We start from the raw sequence: 20082 nt of genomic DNA, 5'->3' as shown, positions 1-20082 counted from the left end.
GCTCTAAAATACTTTCCGTTTCAAGAACAGTAGCAGAATGGAGCCACACGTCGCGATGATCAACTGATCAACGAAACCGCCGGTCACGTTGAGGTTCAGTATCTTGGCCAAGTAGCCCCCAACCAGGGCGCCTACAAGACCCAAAACCAAACTGCCGATCATGCCTCCGCGGCTATCGAACACTCTGTGTGCAATAAACCCGGCGACCAAACCGACAACAATCCATAAGAAGATACCCATTGACGCCCTCCACTATGATCTGGCGCATACGCCCGTTTCGAACTGCTGTTCGGATGTCTGTCCAAACCATCCTGCCGATGCCAGACTCTGACCGCAGACTATACGGTGCATTCGCTTGCATCGATAGGCCCCTTCTCTCGTCCAAATTGCTCGGCGCTGTGGGGTGACCCTCAACAAGTATCGTGCTGGCAAGACCATGTTTTGCACAAACAAGCCCGGCATTTCAAAAGCTTACTGCCCAATCAGGTCCTACCAGCATGAATGGCATTCGCCCGTCAATCAGAACGGGCGAAAACCGAAATCAGATGTTCATTGCCCGGTCATAGGCATCAAGAACGCTTTCCTTCATCATTTCGGAAAGAGTCGGATGCGGGAAAACCGTGTGCATCAGATCCTCTTCAGTGGTCTCAAGACCCATAGCCACAACAAAGCCCTGAATGAGCTCGGTTACTTCCGCACCCACCATATGAGCGCCCAGCAACTGACCTGTCTTGTCATCGAAGATGGTCTTGATCAACCCTTCAGGCTCACCAAGAGCAATGGCCTTGCCATTTCCCATGAACGGGAAGCGACCGACGCGCACCTTGTAGCCAGCATCCTTGGCCTGCGGCTCTGTCAACCCGACAGAGGCAACCTGCGGATTACAGTAGGTGCAGCCCGGAATCTGGTCCTTGTCCATCGGGTGAACGTCCAGACCTGCGATGTTTTCAATGCAGATCACACCCTCATGCTCTGCCTTGTGGGCCAGCATCGGAGGACCAGCGACATCACCGATTGCATAAAGGCCCGGAACGTTCGTCCGGCCATAGCCATCGATAACGATGCAGCCACGATCTGTCTTGACCCCAAGTTCTTCAAGGCCAAGCTTTTCGATGTTGCCAACAACACCCACCGCAGAAATCAGCTTCTCTGCCGTGATCTTCTGGCTCTTGCCGTCCTTGGTTTCAACTGTCGCGGTGATCTCGCCCTGACCCTTTTCCACCTTGGAAACCTTGGCCTCAAGAACGAACTTGATGCCCTGCTTCTCCATGGACTTCTTGGCCATGGCGGAGATTTCCGGGTCTTCCACCGGCATGATCTGGCTCATCATCTCCACAACCGTCACATCAACGCCCATGGTCCGATAGAATGAGGCAAATTCGATCCCGATAGCACCAGAACCCATTACAACAATGGACTTTGGCATTTTCGGCGGAACCATCGCCTCGAAATAGGTCCAGATGTTTTCCTTGTCAGGCTCAAGCCCTGGAATGACACGCGGACGAGCACCTGTAGCCACAATGATGTGCTTGGCCGAGTAGGTGCCATGCCCCTTCACGCCTTTCGGCTCCGGATGTTGCGGCTGATAAGCTTCCCGGCTTGGCGCACCAACGGAAATTTCGCCGGGCTTGGTCAGCTTGGCTTCACCCCAGATGATGTCGACCTTGTTCTTCTTCATCAGATAACCAATGCCGCCATTGAGCTGTCCGGAAACACCACGAGAGCGTTTGACTACTGCACTGGCATCAAAGCCAACGTTCTCAGCTGACAGACCATAGTCCTTGGCATGCTGCATGAAGTGATAGATTTCAGCCGAACGCAGAAGTGCTTTCGTAGGAATGCAACCCCAATTGAGGCAGATCCCGCCCATGTGTTCGCGCTCAACAATCGCAGTCTTCAACCCGAGCTGGGCAGAGCGAATAGCCGTGGTATAGCCACCAGGGCCAGAGCCGATAATGATGACGTCGTAGGCAGTGCCACTCATCAGTCAATCCTCGTTTTTGCCGCCCCTTCGCTGTGGGGCTCGACATAAAGGTCAGAGAACTTGTCGAAATTCTCTCTGAAATACCTGGGTAGCTCCTTGCTGTGCCGTTCGACCAGCTTTGAGCCCCCGTCTCCCGCATCCAGACGCTGCAAAGTTCGCTCCGCCCGTCCAAGATACGTCTCATTCTGGTGTTCCGTGTGCGAGTAAGCCGCGACCTTGGTCAAAACCTTGTCCATGTCACCCAGATAGCTGAAATGCCAACTGGTTGATGGACGGATGATGCGGTTCATCCAGCGACCATAACGGCGGGCTGTTGCCGCGTGCCACATCAGACGTTCCACTGCAGCCGGAGCCGACCGACTCCTGAGCGCTCGCTCGCTGCGCAAGCTCTGAGCACCCCTGAAGTGTCGGCGCGCAATCATGCGCGGGCAGGATGTCAGATCATTCACATCATCTTTATAGTTCAGTCGGTACCGAAAAATGTCCGTACCAAACCATGTCAGGCCATACTGGGACCGCTGATCGGCCTTGGCCAGTTCAAGCGCCTCGGGGCGCGGTATCTCATCCACATCAGAGACAAGGATCAAGTCTGCCCCATCCCCTTCCGCAAGACCGCGAGCGATGGCGTCTCGCTGCATGAACTCACGCGTCCAGGGGCTAGGCACATTCTCTGGCAAATCGGAAACGATCACATGCGTGATCTTCTCTGAAAATGCCGCATACCGCGCCTTGTTTTCCGCAAAAAACAAGGGCTTTTTCTGGCCGGTAAAGGTGGTGGTTGCTTCAACAAGAATGAACTGATCGACAACGTCGTAAAGTTCGCCAAGCCTGAGTTCCAACACATCAAACTCATTGAAAAATGTAAACCCGTCGATCACTCTTCCCATTCGGCACCCTCACCCTCAGCCACGCCACAGTCCTGAGGACCGCAGTCGGTCTGCCAATTCGCACCAGAACAGGCAAGGCGATCAAGTCCCCCTGATCGCCTCCCCTAGTAATCTTAGACCAACATGCTCATCGGATTTTCGATGAAGCCCTTGAAGGCCTGTAGCAGCTCGGCACCCAATGCACCGTCAACAGCACGGTGGTCCGTCGACAACGTTACAGACATCACGGTCGCCGGTACGATCTCATCACCCTTGACGACTGGCTTCTTGATACCAGCGCCGACGGCAAGAATTGTCGCATGGGGTGGGTTGATGACTGCGCTGAAGTCGTTCACGCCGAACATGCCCAGATTGGAAACGGAAGTTGTTCCGCCCTGGAATTCGTCAGGCTGCAGCTTGCGGTCTCGTGCGCGCTTCGCAAGATCCTTCATCTCTACAGAAATTGTAGACAAGGTTTTCTCTTCAGCACGGCGGATAATTGGCGTTATCAAACCACCATCAATGGATACCGCAACACCCACATCTGCATGCTTGTGAACCAGCATGCCGCCCTCTGTCCAAGAGGCGTTGGCACCCGGCACGGCCTTCAGAGCCATGGCATGCGCCTTGATCACCATATCATTCACGGAGATCTTGTAGGCAGGGTTTCCATCCTTGTCCTTCGGCGCAGAACCATTGAGCTGCGAACGCAGAGCCAGAAGCTCATCAAGTTCACAATCAACCGTCAGGTAGAAGTGAGGGACGGTTTGCTTGGACTCGGTCAAGCGCTTCGCAATGACCTTACGCATGGTGTCGTGTGGCACCAATTCGTAAGAATCCTTGTCGAACAGCTTGAGGATCTGCTCATCAGACTGACCAGCAGGTGCTGTCGGCTTCGGAGCTTCTGCGGCCTTGGGCGCGTCTGCTGCCGGCTGAGCGGCATCAGCTGTTTTTGCGGTGTCGGCTTTACCGGTACCAGCTGCCAGAGCTGCTTCGATATCGCGCTTGACAACACGGCCACGTGGACCGGTGCCATTGACCAGGGAAATATCAAGGCCATTCTGCTTCGCCAGGCGACGAGCCAGCGGCGAGGAGAAGACGCGACCACTCTCGGTCTTTGGTGCTGGAGTTGCCGTATCCGGTGCAGCGGCTGGAGCCGGAGAGTCAGCTGGCGCCTCTTGCTTCGGAGCTTCTTCGGCCTTTGGCGCGTCAGCAGTCGGTGCGCTGGTCGCTTCGTCCAGAGCCGACTCGTCTTCGCCTTCTTCCAGAAGGACAGCGATAAGTTCATTCACCTTAACGCCTTCAGAGCCTTCCGGAACAACAATCTTGCCAACAACACCCTCGTCAATGGATTCAACTTCCATTGTGGCTTTGTCGGTTTCAATTTCCGCAATCACATCGCCAGCGGATACGTTATCGCCTTCCTTGACCAACCACTTGGCAAGGTTGCCCTCCTCCATTGTGGGGGAGAGCGCTGGCATCAATATTTTGATAGACATCCTGTTGCCCCTCGCCTTACGCGGTGTAGGTAACGGCTTTCACCGCGTCGATGACTTCCTTGGTGTTCGGCAGAGCCAGTTTCTCAAGGTTTGCAGCATATGGCATCGGCACATCTTTACCGGTTACGCGCAGAATGGGCGCATCCAGATAATCGAAAGCCAGTTCCTGAGTCTGATATGCAATTTCAGAGGAAACCGAGCAGATCGGGAACGCTTCTTCAACCGTCACCAGACGACCGGTCTTACGAACAGACGCCAGAATAGTATCGATGTCCAACGGACGGATTGTCCGCAGGTCGATGACTTCAGCGGAGATACCCTGCTTGGCAAGTTCTTCTGCAGCCGGCAGCGCATAAGTCATGCCAATGCCCCAGGAAACAAGCGTCACATCCGTGCCTTCCTGAACAACCTTTGCACGGCCGATCGGCAGCACGTAGTCATCCAGAACCGGTACATCGAAGTGATTGCCGTAAAGCATTTCGTTTTCAAGGAACACAACCGGGTTCGGATCCCGAATGGCCGCCTTGAGCAAGCCCTTGGCGTCCGCAGCTGAATACGGCTGAACAACCTTCATGCCCGGTACACTTGCGTACCATGCAGCGAAGTCTTGAGAGTGCTGCGCACCCACGCGCGATGCTGCACCGTTCGGGCCGCGGAACACGATCGGTGCGCCCATCTGACCACCGGACATGTAAAGCGTCTTTGCTGCAGAGTTGATGATCTGGTCAATCGCCTGCATCGCAAAGTTGAACGTCATGAACTCGACGATCGGGTTAAGGCCGGACATTGCCGCACCAACCGCAAGGCCGGTAAATCCATGTTCCGTGATCGGCGTATCGATGACGCGCTTTTCACCAAATTCGGCCAGCAGTCCCTGCGAGATCTTGTAGGCGCCCTCGTATTCGGCAACCTCTTCGCCCATCAGGAAAACATTTTCGCTACGACGCATTTCTTCTGCCATTGCGTCGCGCAGCGCTTCACGAAGTGTCATGTTGCGCATTTCGGTGCCGGCCGGAATTTCAGGATCCTGACCGACATCGATCTTCACAGGCGCACATGGGCTGACATATTCGTTTTCGGAGACAGGTTGCGGCGCAGCAGCAGGTGCGGCGGCTGGTGCTTCTGCCGCAGCTTCCGGTGCAGCGGATTCTTCAGCCTTTGGTGCGGACGATGCTGAGGCGTTTTCCAATGCAGAAGCGTCTTCACCTTCTTCAAGCAGCATTGCAATTGGCGTATTGACCTTTACGCCTTCAGCGCCTTCCTGAACAAGGATCTTGCCCAGAACACCCTCATCAACCGCTTCCACTTCCATTGTGGCCTTATCGGTCTCGATCTCGGCAATAACGTCACCAGCCTCGACCGTGTCACCTTCTTTCTTGACCCACTTGGAGAGGTTGCCCTCCTCCATTGTCGGTGAAAGAGCCGGCATCAAAATTTCAATCGGCATAATTTCTCGTTCCCACCTTAGAGGATAATGTCCGTGTACAGTTCAGACGGATCAGGCTCGGCATCGCTTTGAGCAAAGTCAGCCGCGCCCGCAGCAACACCGCGAACTTCCTTGTCGATCGCCTTGAGTTCGTCCTCGGTTGCCCATTCCTTTTCCAGGAGGCGCGCACGGACTTGCTCGATCGGATCGTGCTCGGACTTCATCTTCTGCACTTCATCCTTGGACCGGTACTTGGCCGGGTCGGACATTGAGTGACCGCGGTAGCGGTAGGTAATCATTTCGAGAATGTACGGACCGTTGCCTTCACGGCACCATTCCATGGCGTAGTCGGTCGCAGCCTTGACTGCACGCACGTCCATACCGTCAACCTGCACGCCCGGAATACCGAAGGACTGACCGCGCTGGGACAGATCCGTGGTAGAGGAAGCACGCTCTACGCTGGTCCCCATGCCGTACTTGTTGTTCTCGATCACGTAGATGACCGGCAGATTCCAGAGCTTGGCCATATTGAAGGATTCGTAGACCTGACCCTGGTTCACAGCACCATCACCAAAGAAGGTCATGGAAACCTTGCCGTTCTCCTTGTACTTGTTGGTAAACGCCAGTCCGGTACCCAGTGGCACCTGTGCACCAACAATGCCGTGTCCGCCATAGAACTGCTTTTCCTTGGAGAACATGTGCATGGAGCCGCCCTTGCCCTTGGACAGGCCGCCCTGACGACCAGCCAACTCGGCCATGACGCCATTGGGATCCATACCACACGCAATCATGTGGCCGTGATCACGGTAACTCGTGATCATCTGATCGCCGTCCTGCTTGGCCATTTCCATGCCGACAACGACAGCTTCCTGACCGATGTACAAGTGACAGAAGCCGCCAATCACACCCATGCCGTAGAGCTGACCCGCCTTCTCTTCGAAGCGACGGATAAGCAGCATCTCGCGGTAGGCCTTGAGCTCTTCTTCCTTGGTGAAATCGGCGATAGCGGGCGTATTTTTCATCGCCCCGCGGGCTTTAGAGGCAGCTTTGGAGCGCCCCCCGGTAGACTTGGTTTCTGTTCCAGCCATGACCCTCGTCTTTCGTGACGTGTGCTAATTATGCGAAGGACAGTACTCCGGCAAACCCCGCAGGCCAAGACCCATCTACGCAGAGTATTCACCGGTTACTGCATTGACTTATATGGAGAAATTCTAATTAACTGAAATCCGGTTATCTACTTATAATTAACTTGATTTCAGTTAATATACCTCTAAATGGCCTAATTACGCAGAATTGCAACCTCATTGGGATGCACGAGATTCAAGCTGGCGCGCGCTCTCTCATCAACCATATCCGGATCGAGACTGTCCGGCATCAGCAGGAAGACCCTACGTTGCATGATGAGACGCTGTTCTTTGAGTTGCGCCAGTTCGGATTCAAGCTCGGCCACCTGATTCTCGATGGCCGCTTTTCCAACCAAGCCCAGTTCACCATTGAAGGCATGATAACCGAAATAGCTCAGCATCGCCACAGCGACAGCTGGGCCCAGCATCTTTTTAAGGGAGGATTCTTTACGTTGACGTGTAGTTGCTAGCAAGGGAACGACCTACAAAATACAAAATGGTCACTACGCCCGATACTATGCCTAATGCACGTTAACCAAGGGTTTCTAGCGCGATATCAATTCATTGCATCCCGCAAAAAGCCCGGTCACACCGGACTTTTTGCGGACAACCTGTGTAGATCTAGGCAGCCTGTGCCAATTTCACAAGCTTGTTCAAGATGGTAGCCGAGCCCTTCAATCTGTCTTCCGCGTTCGGCCAGTCACGGGTCAGTACAATCTTCTGGTCCGGCTTGATCTTGGCCAGGAACCCCTGCTCGGCGATGTAGGAGACAAGACCCGCGGGATTTGGAAATTCGGAGTTTCGGAATGAAATGACAATGCCCTTCGGTCCAGCGTCGATTTTTTCGACATTGGCCTTGCGGCATAGCCCCTTGATGTACACGATCTTCAACAGTTGATTGACCTCCTCGGGCATGGAACCAAAACGGTCAATCATTTCAGCTGCAAACCCATCAATCTCTTCCGCCTCGGTGACATCGGCCAAGCGACGATACAAATCAAGCCGCACTTGAAGATCGGGAACATAGGCCTCCGGAATCAAAACCGGCGTCCCAACGGTGATCTGCGGAGACCACTTTTCGTCTTCATGATCATCATCACCAGACTTGAGCTGTGCAACGGCTTCCTCGAGCATTTGTTGGTACAGCTCGAAACCAACCTCCTTGATATGCCCCGATTGCTCCTCACCCAACAAGTTACCTGCGCCGCGAATATCAAGATCGTGACTTGCAAGCTGGAATCCCGCTCCAAGGTTCTCAAGAGATTGAAGTACCCGTAGTCGCCTCTCAGCCGTGGCAGTCAACGTCTTGTTGGCAGGAACGGTAAACAAAGCATAGGCTCGCGTCTTTGACCGCCCTACACGCCCCCGGATCTGATAAAGCTGCCCCAGACCAAACATATCGGCTCGGTGGACAATCAGTGTGTTGGCATTTGGAATATCCAGACCAGACTCAACAATCGTCGTTGACAGCAACACATCATACTTACCCTCATAAAAGGCATTCATGATGTCCTCAAGCTGACCTGCCCCCATTTGCCCGTGAGCAACAGCCACTTTGACTTCAGGGACATTCTGCTCAAGAAATTGCTGGATTTCGGCCAGGTCCGCCAAACGAGGGCACACATAAAAGCTCTGCCCGCCGCGATAATGCTCGCGCAGCAAAGACTCACGGATAACCATGGGATCAAACGGCGAAACGAACGTACGGACGGCCAGACGATCAACCGGCGGCGTGGCAATCAAAGACAGCTCGCGCACACCTGTAAGCGCCAATTGCAAAGTACGCGGAATCGGTGTTGCCGATAGCGTGAGAACGTGAACGCCGGATTTGATTTCCTTCAGACGTTCCTTGTGTTTGACACCGAAATGCTGCTCTTCATCGATAATCAACAATCCGAGATCTCGAAACCCAATCGAGTTCCCCAGCAGCGCATGCGTGCCAATCACAATATCAACCGATCCGTCTTTCAGCCCTTTTTTGGTTTCGCTGAGCTCCTTGGAAGAAACCAGACGAGAAGCTTGACGCACGTTGAGAGGCAGTCCCTGAAAACGCTCGGCAAATGTCTTGTAATGCTGGCGCGCCAACAAGGTTGTCGGCACCACAACGGCCACTTGTCGGCCTGACATGGCTGTCAGAAATGCAGCACGTAGCGCAACCTCCGTTTTGCCAAAACCCACGTCCCCGCAGATCAATCGATCCATCGGCTTACCGGAAGCCAGATCCTCGAACACGGCGTCAATCGCATTCAACTGATCGTCAGTTTCGTTGTAGGCAAACCGCGCCACAAACTCATCATAGGCCCCGTCCGGCGCGCTCAGCGAAGGAGCGCTGCGCATGGCCCGTTCGGCTGCGGTTTTGATCAAGCCATCAGCAATTTCGAGAATGCGCTTTTTCATGCGCGCCTTGCGCGCCTGCCATGCGCCGCCGCCCAACTTGTCGAGCTGAGCCTCCTGGTCCTCCGATCCGTAACGGGTCAGAAGCTCAATATTTTCAACTGGCAGATAAAGCTTATCACTGCCAGCATATTGCAGCTCAAGACAATCATGGGGCGCGCCGACCGCTTCGATCGTGCGAAGGCCAACAAAACGACCAATGCCATGTTCGACATGCACTACAAGATCGCCTTCATGTAGGCTGGAAGCTTCAGTAAGCGCATTCGAAGACTTCTTCCGCTTGCGCCCCTGCCGAACGAGCCGATCGCCAAGAATGTCCTGTTCACCAATGAAAGCGTAGGACCCTATCTCGAACCCTTGTTCAATGCCCAGCGTGATCAAGCCGCTCATGCCCTTGGGCAACTGCTGCAGCTCGTCGATCGAGCCTGCGTAGCCCGTTCGATCCAGACCATGATCCGCCAACACCTGAACCAGTCGTTCTCGAGACCCGTCACTCCAGCAACAGATCACGACGGTCTTACCCTGCTCGCGCACATTTGCGGCATGGGTTGCCAGCGCTTCGAAGATATTGACATCACCAGCAGCACGTTCGGCCGCAAAATTGCGTCCTTGCCGCCCGGCAAGATCAATGGACAGTGCGCTACCAGGCGGTGCAGCGAATGGAGAAAAACGCCCGACAGCCCGGTCACTGAGCGTTGTTGTCCATTCATCTGCACCAAAATACAGGTTGTTCGGCTCCGCGGGTTTATAGGGAACCCCGCTGGAAATGGCAGAGCCGTCAAGCGCCTCAATACGCGCCGCGTAGTGCTCCTGAATTTGTTCAAGCCGCTCTTTCACCGCATCCTGATCGGCTGTATCAAGTACAATCGGACAGTCTGCTATATAGTCGAACAAGGTTTCCAATCGCTCGTGGAACAGCGGGAGCCAGTGCTCCATTCCAGGATATCGACGTCCCTCACTTATTGTGTGATACAGAACGTCATCCCTGTCTGCGGCTCCAAACATGGAGACATAGTTGCGCCGGAACCGCGAAATAGTCTCAGGCTCCAGTACAACCTCACTCATGGGCACGAGGCCGAGGCTTTTTTTCTGAGCCAGAGTGCGCTGTGTTTCCGGGTCAAAAGACCGGATCGATTCCAGTGTATCGCCAAAGAAGTCCAGACGGACCGGTTCCTCGGTTCCAGGTGAAAACAAGTCAATAATCCCACCGCGAACCGCGTATTCCCCTGTTTCACGCACAGTTGGTGTGCGAGAAAAACCGTTCATCTCCAGCCATTGGATGATCGTGTCCAGCGGAATGCGATTACCCGGAGATAGCGCCAACGCTTGTTCGGCGGCCCAATCCCGCGCCGGAACACGTTGCAACGCAGAATTCACGGTGGTGAGGAGGATCGTCGCTCCCTCTCCCTTAACACCACGGGCCAATCGACCGAGCGTCGTCAACCGCCGGGCAACAATGGCACTGTTCGGCGACACACGATCATAGGGCAGACAATCCCAAGCCGGCAGTTCAAGGACTTGCAAATGAGGCGCAAAGAAAGCCAAGGCTTCGGCAACTTGTGCCATTCGCGTTGCATCACGCGCCACATAAGTGAGCACAAGGCCATCCCGTTCGGGAATCTCCTCAAGGATCTGCGAGAGAACATATGCCTCCGCACCATCCGGTACCGAAGACAAAAGCACGTTTGCGCGATCTGATAGCAGGCTCTCAAACACCTTGGATCTTCCTTTGCTGCGAACTTGTCCGCCGGTTCTGGAGCCGGTCGTTAGCGTTGGGTCTGGTAAAACGCCAGGATATCGCGAAACAACTCCGTATCCTGGGCAGAAGGAACGGGTTTGGACCCGATGAACCACGAATAAAGATCCTGATCGTGGAGTTCCATCAACTCTTCGAGCGCGGAAAGCTGAGCCTCATCCATATCCCCGATTTTCGCCTGTACATAACCGCCAAGAAGGAGATCCATTTCCTTCATGCCGCGGTGCCAGCACCGAAACAGGATTTTCTTCCGTCGCGGATCAAGGTGAGAGGTGGGATGATCGCCTTGGGGCTGGTTGTCGTTGATCATGGATGGCCTCACTGTGACTGCGGGCGTTCATAAAAACACCGTGTAAGATCAGACAGCCGTGTATAACGGCATGAAACACTTCTGTCAGTGTTTTCTCATCTGCGGTTGCACAAATAGCCTAGACGTGCGACCAATCAAGCCTCTGTTCACGTTATAGTCCGATTTTTTAAATGCGCCCGACACGCCTGGATCCGCTCTTTGCCCCTGTCACCAAGTTACCCGGAATTGGTCCCAAAACGGCCAAAACCCTTGGTAGCTTATTGGTCGGCCACGCCGAACGTGAGGCCAGAATCTCGGATCTTCTGTTCCATTTGCCAACGTCGATGATTGACCGGCGCCTGCGCCCCGGTGTTTCGGGTAGCCCCGAAGGCACAATTGTAACGCTGACACTCTGTGTGGACCAGCACCGTCCACCACCGCGCAATAGCCGAGCGCCCTACAAGGTTTTCGCTCATGATGAAACCGGATCCATCGAACTGGTTTTTTTCCATGCCCGCCGAGACTATCTGGAAAAAATTCTCCCAGTTGGCGAAACACGTTTGGTATCCGGCAAAGTGGAATGGTTCAACGATCGCGCACAAATGGTTCACCCGGACTATGTTGTGAGTGAAGAAGATGCCAAGACCTTGCCGGTGGTAGAACCCGTGTATCCACTGACGGCGGGACTATCCGGGCGTATGATCATCAAGGCCATGCAATTGGCATTGAAAGTGGTGCCTGACCTTCCCGAATGGCAAGACGCCAAATTCTTGGACCAACAAGGTTTCCCGAGCTTCAAGGATGCCTTATTGGCAGTTCATCATCCAGAAGACGCCTCGGATCTTGTCGCAGAGGGAAAAGCCGTGCGCCGGCTGGCCTATGATGAGTATCTGGCCAATCAACTGGCGCTCGCCCTGGTTCGCAATTCCATGCGCCACCAGGGAGGAACCGAAAGGCGCGGTGACGGCCAGTTGCGGGCACGCATTCGCGCCGCGCTGCCTTTCAACCTTACCGAAGGCCAGGAACAAGCCTTGATCGAAATATCGGAGGACCTCGACGCGCCCGTGCGAATGCTCCGATTGCTACAAGGTGACGTTGGTTCAGGCAAAACCGTTGTTGGTCTCATGGCCATGGCACAGGTCATTGAAAGCGGTGCTCAAGCAGCGCTCATGGCACCGACCGATATCCTCGCCCGGCAGCACTACGCATCAATCTTGCCGCTATGCGAAGCCGCCGGCATTCGCGCCGCCGTCATGAGTGGCAAAGACACGGCAAAAACAAAACGTGAGATCAATGCGGCATTGGCGGCTGGAGAGCTGGACCTGATTGTGGGAACTCACGCGTTGTTCCAGACAACGGTTACATTCAAGAATCTCGGGCTGGCTGTGGTCGACGAACAGCACCGCTTCGGCGTACACCAAAGGCTGTCCCTCTCCTCCAAAGGCGCTCATGTGGACGTCCTCGTAATGACGGCGACGCCGATCCCAAGAACACTGGTCCTTTCTTACTTCGGCGACATGGAAGTCTCACGGCTTACGGACAAGCCCGAAGGTCGCCAGCCCATCAAAACCGTAGCTGTATCTCTCGACCGGATATCCGAGGTCGTGGAGCGCTTGCGAGCTGCCATTCAACGCGGTGAGAAAGCCTATTGGGTGTGCCCGCTCGTGGAAGAGTCCGAGAAAATCGACTTGGCCGCCGCACAAGAGCGGTTCGAAGACCTTCAGCGCAGCCTCGGCCCGGTCGTGTCGCTGGTTCACGGTCGTCAGTCAGCGGACGAAAAACAAGCAGCCATGGATGATTTTAAGCATGGCCGAACGCGTCTTCTGGTCGCCACGACGGTGATTGAGGTCGGGGTCGATGTGCCTGACGCGACGATCATCGTTATCGAACACTCGGAACGCTTTGGTCTGGCGCAACTTCACCAGCTCCGCGGCCGTGTCGGTAGAGGCAGTGCCGCGTCGACCTGCCTGTTGTTGTACAAGGCTCCCCTTGGTGAAACATCGGCAGCGCGGTTGAGCATTCTTCGTGAAACCAACGACGGTTTTCGCATTGCCGAGGAAGACTTGCGCCTGCGCGGCGAAGGTGAACTGTTGGGAACACGCCAGAGCGGAATGCCGGGTTTCAAAATTGCAAACGTGGAAGCCCACGGCGACCTGATGGAAATCGCCCGGGATGATGCCAAGCTGATCCTGTCCAGAGACCCGGCCTTGACTTCACCTCGAGGCGACGCACTCCGACACTTGCTTTATTTGTTCTCCCGAGATGAAGCCGTGCGCTTGTTGCGAGCGGGATGACCTATTCTGCGGGCTCCCCGCTTCGCCTTTTCTCGCCAGCCCTCGAGCTGCCGGTCGACGTGATTTCCTCCCCCAATTCCGCGAGGATCTCTGGATAATCAGGACTGACCAACCCCGCCGAAATGACTAGTTTGGCCGCATCTTCCACGCTCATCGACAGTTCGATGACGTCCTCTTTTGGAACAAACAGAAGAAAGCCTGAGGTCGGATTCGGCGTTGTTGGCAAGAACACGGACACGGTTTCTGCCTTGTTCTTCAGTCTGGTGGCGACTTCACCGCGCGTAGATGTTGCAACGAACACAACCGCCCACAAACCCGGCCGCGGATATTCAATCAGTGCAGCCTTGGTAAAGTTCTGCCCACTATCGCGCAGCACCGTTTCAAAAATCTGCTTCAACGCCGAATACAGGTTACGCACCAGCGGCATCCGCGCCACAACGCGCTCACCCAGATTTATCAGCGTGCGTCCGGCAATGTTGGCTGTCAAAAAACCAATGAGTGTCAACGTGACCAAAGCTGCAATCAGCCCGACACCCGGCACCTCAAGGCCAAAGTAGGTGTCCGGATTATACTTTGCAGGAATAATCGGCTTTACCCAGCCATCAACAACCTGGATGAGCGACCAACTTAGGTAAAGCGTAATGCCAATCGGTCCTGCAACAACCAATCCTGTCAGGAAGTAATTGCGAATCTTGGTCAATGCACTCACCCGCGGTACAATGCTTTCGCCCTCACCGGCGTCTTTCGAGTTGGAATCAGATCTCTTCATGCAATCGGTCTTCCTTGGAAACGCCCACACTCACCCGTGATTGGCATCATATATCCTATTGCTTTATATGGGTGAACTTAGAGGGAATTGTTGCAGTGACGAGTGTTTTTGCAAAAACACCCGTTTTTTTCGCCCGGAAGGAGATCTGCACGTGCCACGCGCATTCTATTTGGCAGCGGGTTTCTTGCTGGTTGCAGTGGGATTGATCGGCATCGTCTTGCCGTTGTTGCCCACTACCATATTCTTGATTCTCGCAACTGGATGCTTCGCCAGATCCAACCCACGTCTGGAGAAGTGGCTGCTCAACCACCCAAGATTTGGCAAAAACATTCAGGACTGGCGCAATCATGGCGTCATCCCCGTACGCGCCAAGATAATGGCTGTACTCGGCATGACGGGCGGCTATTTCGTGTTTCTTTTTACCACCGCCCCCACGATGCCACTGGCGTTGATCGTCCTCGCTGTCCTGATCTGTTGCGCAATCTATGTCATCACGCGCCCCTCAGGTCCTAGGACTGCTCAAGTGTCCTGAGTACATAGGCCTGTGCGAGCAAGACTGACCCATCTTCACATTGGACTTCCACAGGAACGCGAACATATTCCTCGCCCTCCCATTCATCGATATCAGGCCAAATGCGATGCAAGTGCTCTGAAGAATAAACGTTCCCCTGAAGCCACTCAGCCAGTTCATCCGGCACCAGCGCAGGATAGCCAGCCCCTTCCGAAAACCCTCGATCTTGATAGTGGGCGCGTATGTAGGCACGCGACCACACACCAGTTACTTGCGTCAGTAGGTATTCATGGGAGGCCCCGGGGGCCAGACTGCCATAAACAAACAGGTGCTCCATGCGGCGATCTCTTACAGCTTCGACGAGTTTGGGAATACCGATCCAGCTCTTGCCGGATCGCTCCTCACCCCGCTATTCGACTGTTACCGATTTTGCAAGGTTTCTTGGCTGGTCAACATCAGTTCCCATGAATACAGCTGTGTAATACGAGATCAATTGCAAAGGCAGGGCGTAGACGATCGGCGTTGCAATCTCGGGAACATCCGGGACCGTAATGATGTGATGAGCCTCAAGTCCGGCAGCTTCCGCACCTTTGCCATTGGTGATGAGCACGATGCGGCCCCCGCGTGCGGCAACCTCCTGCATGTTGGAGACCGTTTTTTCATAGATGCTGTCGTGAGGTGCCACGACAAAAACCGGCATTGTCTCGTCGATCAGCGCAATCGGACCATGCTTCAACTCTCCCGCTGCATAACCTTCAGCGTGGATATAGGAAATCTCCTTGAGCTTAAGCGCGCCCTCCAGTGCCATGGGAAAGCTAGTGCCGCGCCCAAGGAACAAAGCATGATTGGTTTGCGAGATCCAATGGGCCATTTCTTCAATCTGATCGCTCAACGCCAATGCTTGCCTTGTATAACTCGGCAGCTCTGAAAGCGTTTCAACGAGCCCCTTGGCCTGTGCCTCGCTCAAAGTCCCGCGCATTCGCCCTGCATGGACAGCAAGAGCCGCCAATACCGTAAGTTGGCAGGTAAAGGCTTTGGTTGACGCAACACCAATCTCCGGACCTGCATATGTTGGGAACACCACATTGGATTCACGAGCAATTGTGGATTCGGGAACGTTCACAACAGAGCCAATCACCATCCCCTTGTCTTTGCAGTATCGTAGCGAAGCCAGCGTGTCCGCCGTCTCACCTGACTGGGAGATGAACAGCGCCAAGTCTCCAGCCTTCACGGGCATTTCGCGGTAGCGAAACTCCGAGGCAATATCAATATCCACTGGCAATCGGGCGTACTTTTCGAACCAGTACTTGGCAACCAGCCCAGCGTAATAGGCAGTGCCGCAGGCCGTGATCACCAGACGATCCAACTTTGTGAAGTCAATGGCTGATGCCTCAGGCACGACCGTTGAATAATCATTGAGGTCGATGTACCGCGAAATGGTATGACCGATTACCTCGGGTTGCTCATGGATTTCCTTTGCCATGAAGTGTTTGTAGTTGCCTTTGTCCACCACAGCGGCGCTAACGGCAGACGTGCTGATTGGCCGGGCAACCTGATTTCCATCGGCGTCGAAAATCTCGGCACCTTCCCGCGTAAGAACGGTCCAATCCCCATCTTCCAGATAGCAAACACGGTCGGTAAAGGGTGACAAGGCAATGGCATCCGACCCCAAGAACATTTCACCCTCGCCATAACCAATGGCAAGCGGAGAGCCTCGTCGCGCACCAATGAGGAGGTTTTCTTCGCCGTCAAAAAGAATTGCCAGTGCAAAAGCACCTTGAAGCTTGCTCAGGCAATTGCGAACTGCCTCAACAGGTTGAAAGCCCGCCTTCAACTCGCGAGCAATCAGGTGAGCAACCACTTCAGTATCGGTTTCGGTTTCCAGCTCCACACCGCCGGCAACCAGCTCGCCCCGCAAATCCATGAAGTTCTCAATGATCCCATTGTGAACGACGCTGACACCTTCAGCAGCATGCGGGTGCGCATTGCGAACAGTCGGCGCTCCGTGGGTTGCCCATCGCGTATGACCGATACCAATCGTGCCACGCAAGGGTTGTTCATCAAGCAAGGCTTCGAGATTTCGCAGTTTGCCCTCGGCACGGCGCCGAACAATAGTTCCCTGCTCAAGCGTTGCTACACCGGCAGAATCGTATCCGCGATACTCAAGGCGTTTCAGCGCATCCACAAGCAGCGGTGCAGCCGGTGTTTGCCCGAGAATGCCGACAATACCACACATATCAATTCTCCTTGATGATCGACGCCTGTTGCCCGCCGAAATCCGTTGGTCTTGGTACCTGTTTAGCCAAAGGTGCATAACGCTGTGAAATCAATAGATGTTTCGGTTCGTTACACACCATTGGTATTAGAGTAGTTATACATACCTACTTCTAGTCGGCCTGCTTGGTTTGGGCCTTTTTTTTCTCTAAACCCGCACGCACTTCTGCTGCGCGGTCAGATTTGGACACCTGTCGAGATCGCCCAAACGCCATGGCGTTGGTGTCCACGTTTTCGGTAATAACCGAACCGGCAGCGATCAAGGCTCCGTCACCGATGGTCACCGGCGCAACCAGAATGCTGTCAGAACCGATAAAGGCGCCTGCGCCAATATCCGTGTGGTGTTTGAAATACCCATCATAGTTACAGGTGATCGTTCCGGCTCCAACATTGGTCTTCGTACCGATCCGCGCATCGCCAATATAAGAAAGGTGATTGACCTTGGCACCGGCCTCGATCTGAGCATTTTTTATTTCAACAAAGTTGCCAATATGAGCACCAACGCCAACTTGTGCATTGGGTCGCAACCGCGCATAGGGACCAACAGTTGCGTTTCTTTCAACATGCGCTTTTTCAAAGTGTGAAAATGCCTTAATGCGAACGCCGGTCTCAATGCGCACACCAGGCCCGAAAACCACATGAGGCTCTACCACAACGTCCTGTGCCACGGCTGTATCCCACGAAAAGTAGACTGTATCAGGTGCAAGCAAAGTGACGCCATCGGCCATTGCCTGTTGCCGCATTCTCTCCTGAAAGACAGCATCGCACGCGGCCAGTTGTGCACGGGTATTGATGCCCTGCACTTCAGATTCGGGAGCAACAGAAAACCGTACCTTGAGCCCTTTTGAAGCAGCTATTTCCACCGCGTCCGTCAGGTAGTACTCGCCTTTGGCGTTTTTGTTTTCGATCAGATCCACCAACTCTGCCAGAGCTTCTCGGCGAAAGCCCATGATGCCAGCATTACACAAACTGACTCTGCGCTCTTCATCAGTTGCATCTTTTTCTTCGCGAATTGAAACAAGCTGATTTCCCTTGGTCAGCAAGCGACCATACCCATGGGGGTCTGCTGCCTCAAACCCAAGAACAACCACGTCCGCCCCTTTGGCCAACTCCTCACGCAAAGCGACAAAGCTCGCGGGCGTAACAAGCGGCGTATCACCGAAAAGCACCAAGACGTGACCACACTCGCTGCCTTGATAAGCCGCTTCGGCGGCCTTGACCGCATGAGCCGTTCCCAAACGATCATGTTGGACGAAGCATTGCGCGCCGGGTGACAGCGACCGCACTGTTGTTTCAACTTCGGGCATCTCCGGCCCAATGACGACTGCCAGCTCCTCTGACCCGGCAGCCTGTACGGCCCTGACGACGTGACCAATCAACGGAAGGTTCCCGATTTCGTGCATGACCTTAGGCAAACTGGATTTCATCCGTGTCCCAAGTCCCGCACCGAGTACGATTGCCAAGCAGCTTTCCGAGGTCATGTATCTGTTCCTGAAGTTGAAGACCGTTCTTTGCAGGACACTGCAGTCATGCCGTTACAAATCAATCTGCAGAGGCACTATATCACCAACAACTTTCGCCTTTTTGAGCAGAAACTGTAAAAATCAGCGAGCCGGACAAATTAGCGTTTGCAATCTGTTAACCATAAACCCACAAGGTTTAGAGGGTACAGCCGTCGCGGAATCAATCTTTGCATTAGTTGTTTGTTTTGAAAAGCACAGTCGAGCCATACAGCCAAGGGCACACTGGCACGGGCCAGATAGACCGGAGGGCAATTGCACTCTGGGGCTGTATTGCTGTTTGTTGTGCAACAGCTGCTCTGGCAACGATTGTCTTGACCCCTCAGCCGTTCAAAACACCGCAACCTCCCATAGCGACCACCGAGCTGCCCTTCCTGACCGAAAGCGAGCCATTTCAAACAACCGAGGTCTTCAAAGATAACGAGCTCGCTGTCTATCAACCCGTCAGTTACAACAATAACCGGTCAACAACAGCAGGCACCTCAGTTCGCCAGATCAGCACGCAGGTAGCCATGCTGGAACGCCAGTTGGGGAGCCTGCGCAACAGCAATGAGAGATTGCGTGAGACGCTGGCCCGCTTGGAGGCCCACCCGCCCCAGCCACTGAAGGTACAATTGGCCCAAGCCAACCTGACCAGCGGCTCGCAACACCTCCCAGCTGAGAACAACCGCGAAGGATCAACAGCAAAGCAGGAAACAGAACAAGACGCGGCGGCTTTGCCCTCCTCACAGAAAGTGCCAAGAAAGATCCCGTTTGGTGCGGATGTTCAGCTGGCTTCCCAGGAGCAGGCCATGGGGCCGGATCCGGTACCGCTTGCCCGAGCCAAACCCAAACAACTTCAGCCCCCACCGATTGAAACCCTTCCCGCACCGGAGGTCGCCCCTGAAGTCTACGCTTCGTTGCCACCGCTTGTAGCACTCAGTACTGATCAACCGACTGTGCCTCTCCCTTCCTCCGAAGCACCTCAATTGGTGTCGGCCATCTCTCCAGTCGCGGCCAACCTCACACCAACAGGGCCAGCGGGGATCGTGTATGGCCGGGCAGGATCCGTTTTCACGCGAACAGCGTTCGCTGTTGACCTTGGTGAATTCAAAAGCCGCGGTGATGCGCAAACACATCTTGAGCATGCCAGTGCCGTGTCCGGTCTGGTTGCCGGGGTATCGGGTCATGTACTGGCTAAAGATCCAGACCCCGAAAATGGCATCGAGTACAGAGCAGTTGCAGGTCCATTCGCCAACGCCCGTGATACGGCCCTTGCCTGCGCCCAACTGCGAGCGCAGAACCTGCCCTGCCGCATGGTCATCCACCCAAAGTAAACTTTCGCAGGCTCCTGCCATACTCCATTGTGCACCCGGCCTCTCGCGGCGTTGCCTGCT

At 54.5% G+C, this 20082-nt stretch carries 16 protein-coding genes; 3 read left to right on the top strand and 13 right to left on the bottom strand.

Annotated elements, in window-relative coordinates:
- Positions 1-3: 3 nt before the first annotated feature.
- The 9 genes from G512_RS0106170 to G512_RS0106130 form a co-directional block, all read right to left on the bottom strand.
- On the bottom strand, positions 4-240 hold the full coding sequence (locus G512_RS0106170; RefSeq protein ID WP_028480957.1) for a GlsB/YeaQ/YmgE family stress response membrane protein: 237 nt from the start codon (positions 238-240) through the stop codon (positions 4-6).
- A 301-nt stretch (positions 241-541) separates the two neighbouring features.
- The gene (lpdA, locus tag G512_RS0106165; RefSeq protein WP_028480956.1) at positions 542-1984 is read right to left on the bottom strand and encodes a dihydrolipoyl dehydrogenase; all 1443 of its coding nucleotides are present in this window, start codon (positions 1982-1984) and stop codon (positions 542-544) included.
- Positions 1984-2871, bottom strand: a complete 888-nt coding sequence (locus G512_RS0106160) for a glycosyltransferase family 17 protein (RefSeq protein ID WP_028480955.1) — start codon at positions 2869-2871, stop codon at positions 1984-1986. The genes lpdA and G512_RS0106160 overlap by 1 nt, the downstream gene beginning before the upstream one ends.
- A gap of 113 nt (positions 2872-2984) precedes the next feature.
- Complete coding sequence (locus G512_RS0106155; RefSeq protein WP_028480954.1) at positions 2985-4349, bottom strand: pyruvate dehydrogenase complex dihydrolipoamide acetyltransferase; 1365 nt, start codon at positions 4347-4349, stop codon at positions 2985-2987.
- Between the two features lie 16 nt (positions 4350-4365).
- Positions 4366-5796, bottom strand: a complete 1431-nt coding sequence (locus G512_RS0106150; RefSeq protein ID WP_028480953.1) for a pyruvate dehydrogenase complex E1 component subunit beta — start codon at positions 5794-5796, stop codon at positions 4366-4368.
- 17 nt (positions 5797-5813) lie between these two features.
- Positions 5814-6863 carry a pyruvate dehydrogenase (acetyl-transferring) E1 component subunit alpha gene (gene pdhA, locus G512_RS0106145; protein WP_028480952.1) on the bottom strand — a complete coding sequence of 350 codons (1050 nt, stop codon included), beginning with the start codon at positions 6861-6863 and terminating at the stop codon, positions 5814-5816.
- Between the two features lie 191 nt (positions 6864-7054).
- On the bottom strand, positions 7055-7372 hold the full coding sequence (locus G512_RS0106140; RefSeq protein ID WP_028480951.1) for an FtsB family cell division protein: 318 nt from the start codon (positions 7370-7372) through the stop codon (positions 7055-7057).
- 148 nt (positions 7373-7520) lie between these two features.
- Entirely contained in the window at positions 7521-11009 is a 3489-nt protein-coding gene (gene mfd, locus G512_RS0106135; RefSeq protein ID WP_028480950.1) for a transcription-repair coupling factor, read from the bottom strand.
- 50 nt (positions 11010-11059) lie between these two features.
- Positions 11060-11359: an FAD assembly factor SdhE gene (locus G512_RS0106130; protein WP_036488691.1), complete on the bottom strand. Its 300-nt coding sequence runs from the start codon at positions 11357-11359 to the stop codon at positions 11060-11062.
- A 170-nt stretch (positions 11360-11529) separates the two neighbouring features.
- Between G512_RS0106130 and recG the strand changes: the two genes are divergently transcribed.
- Positions 11530-13632, top strand: coding sequence for an ATP-dependent DNA helicase RecG (gene recG / locus G512_RS0106125; protein ID WP_028480948.1), 2103 nt, complete (start codon positions 11530-11532; stop codon positions 13630-13632).
- Position 13633: 1 nt separating this feature from the next.
- Here the strand turns inward: recG and G512_RS0106120 are convergent, their stop codons facing one another.
- On the bottom strand, positions 13634-14401 hold the full coding sequence (locus G512_RS0106120; protein ID WP_051269006.1) for a DUF502 domain-containing protein: 768 nt from the start codon (positions 14399-14401) through the stop codon (positions 13634-13636).
- Between the two features lie 151 nt (positions 14402-14552).
- On the opposite strand from G512_RS0106120, the gene G512_RS0106115 reads away from it, so the two are divergent.
- Positions 14553-14933, top strand: coding sequence for a YbaN family protein (locus tag G512_RS0106115; RefSeq protein WP_028480946.1), 381 nt, complete (start codon positions 14553-14555; stop codon positions 14931-14933).
- Here G512_RS0106115 and G512_RS0106110 read toward each other — a convergent pair.
- The 3 genes from G512_RS0106110 to glmU all read right to left on the bottom strand — a co-directional run bounded on the left by G512_RS0106110 (position 14911) and on the right by glmU (position 18667).
- Positions 14911-15249: a gamma-glutamylcyclotransferase family protein gene (locus tag G512_RS0106110; RefSeq protein WP_028480945.1), complete on the bottom strand. Its 339-nt coding sequence runs from the start codon at positions 15247-15249 to the stop codon at positions 14911-14913. The two genes, G512_RS0106115 and G512_RS0106110, sit on opposite strands and share 23 nt — an antisense overlap.
- Before the next feature lie 72 nt (positions 15250-15321).
- Positions 15322-17148: a glutamine--fructose-6-phosphate transaminase (isomerizing) gene (gene glmS / locus G512_RS0106105; RefSeq protein ID WP_028480944.1), complete on the bottom strand. Its 1827-nt coding sequence runs from the start codon at positions 17146-17148 to the stop codon at positions 15322-15324.
- 151 nt (positions 17149-17299) lie between these two features.
- Entirely contained in the window at positions 17300-18667 is a 1368-nt protein-coding gene (gene glmU, locus G512_RS0106100) for a bifunctional UDP-N-acetylglucosamine diphosphorylase/glucosamine-1-phosphate N-acetyltransferase GlmU (RefSeq protein WP_028480943.1), read from the bottom strand.
- A gap of 353 nt (positions 18668-19020) precedes the next feature.
- Here glmU and G512_RS22540 point away from each other — a divergent pair, with 353 nt between their 5' ends.
- The gene (locus G512_RS22540) at positions 19021-20022 is read left to right on the top strand and encodes a RodZ family helix-turn-helix domain-containing protein (RefSeq protein ID WP_143181408.1); all 1002 of its coding nucleotides are present in this window, start codon (positions 19021-19023) and stop codon (positions 20020-20022) included.
- Positions 20023-20082: the final 60 nt, after the last annotated feature.

Source organism: Pseudovibrio exalbescens DSM 16456 (assembly GCF_000422785.1).
GTDB lineage: Bacteria > Pseudomonadota > Alphaproteobacteria > Rhizobiales > Stappiaceae > Pseudovibrio > Pseudovibrio exalbescens.
This window is presented reverse-complemented; position numbering and strand designations above follow the sequence as displayed.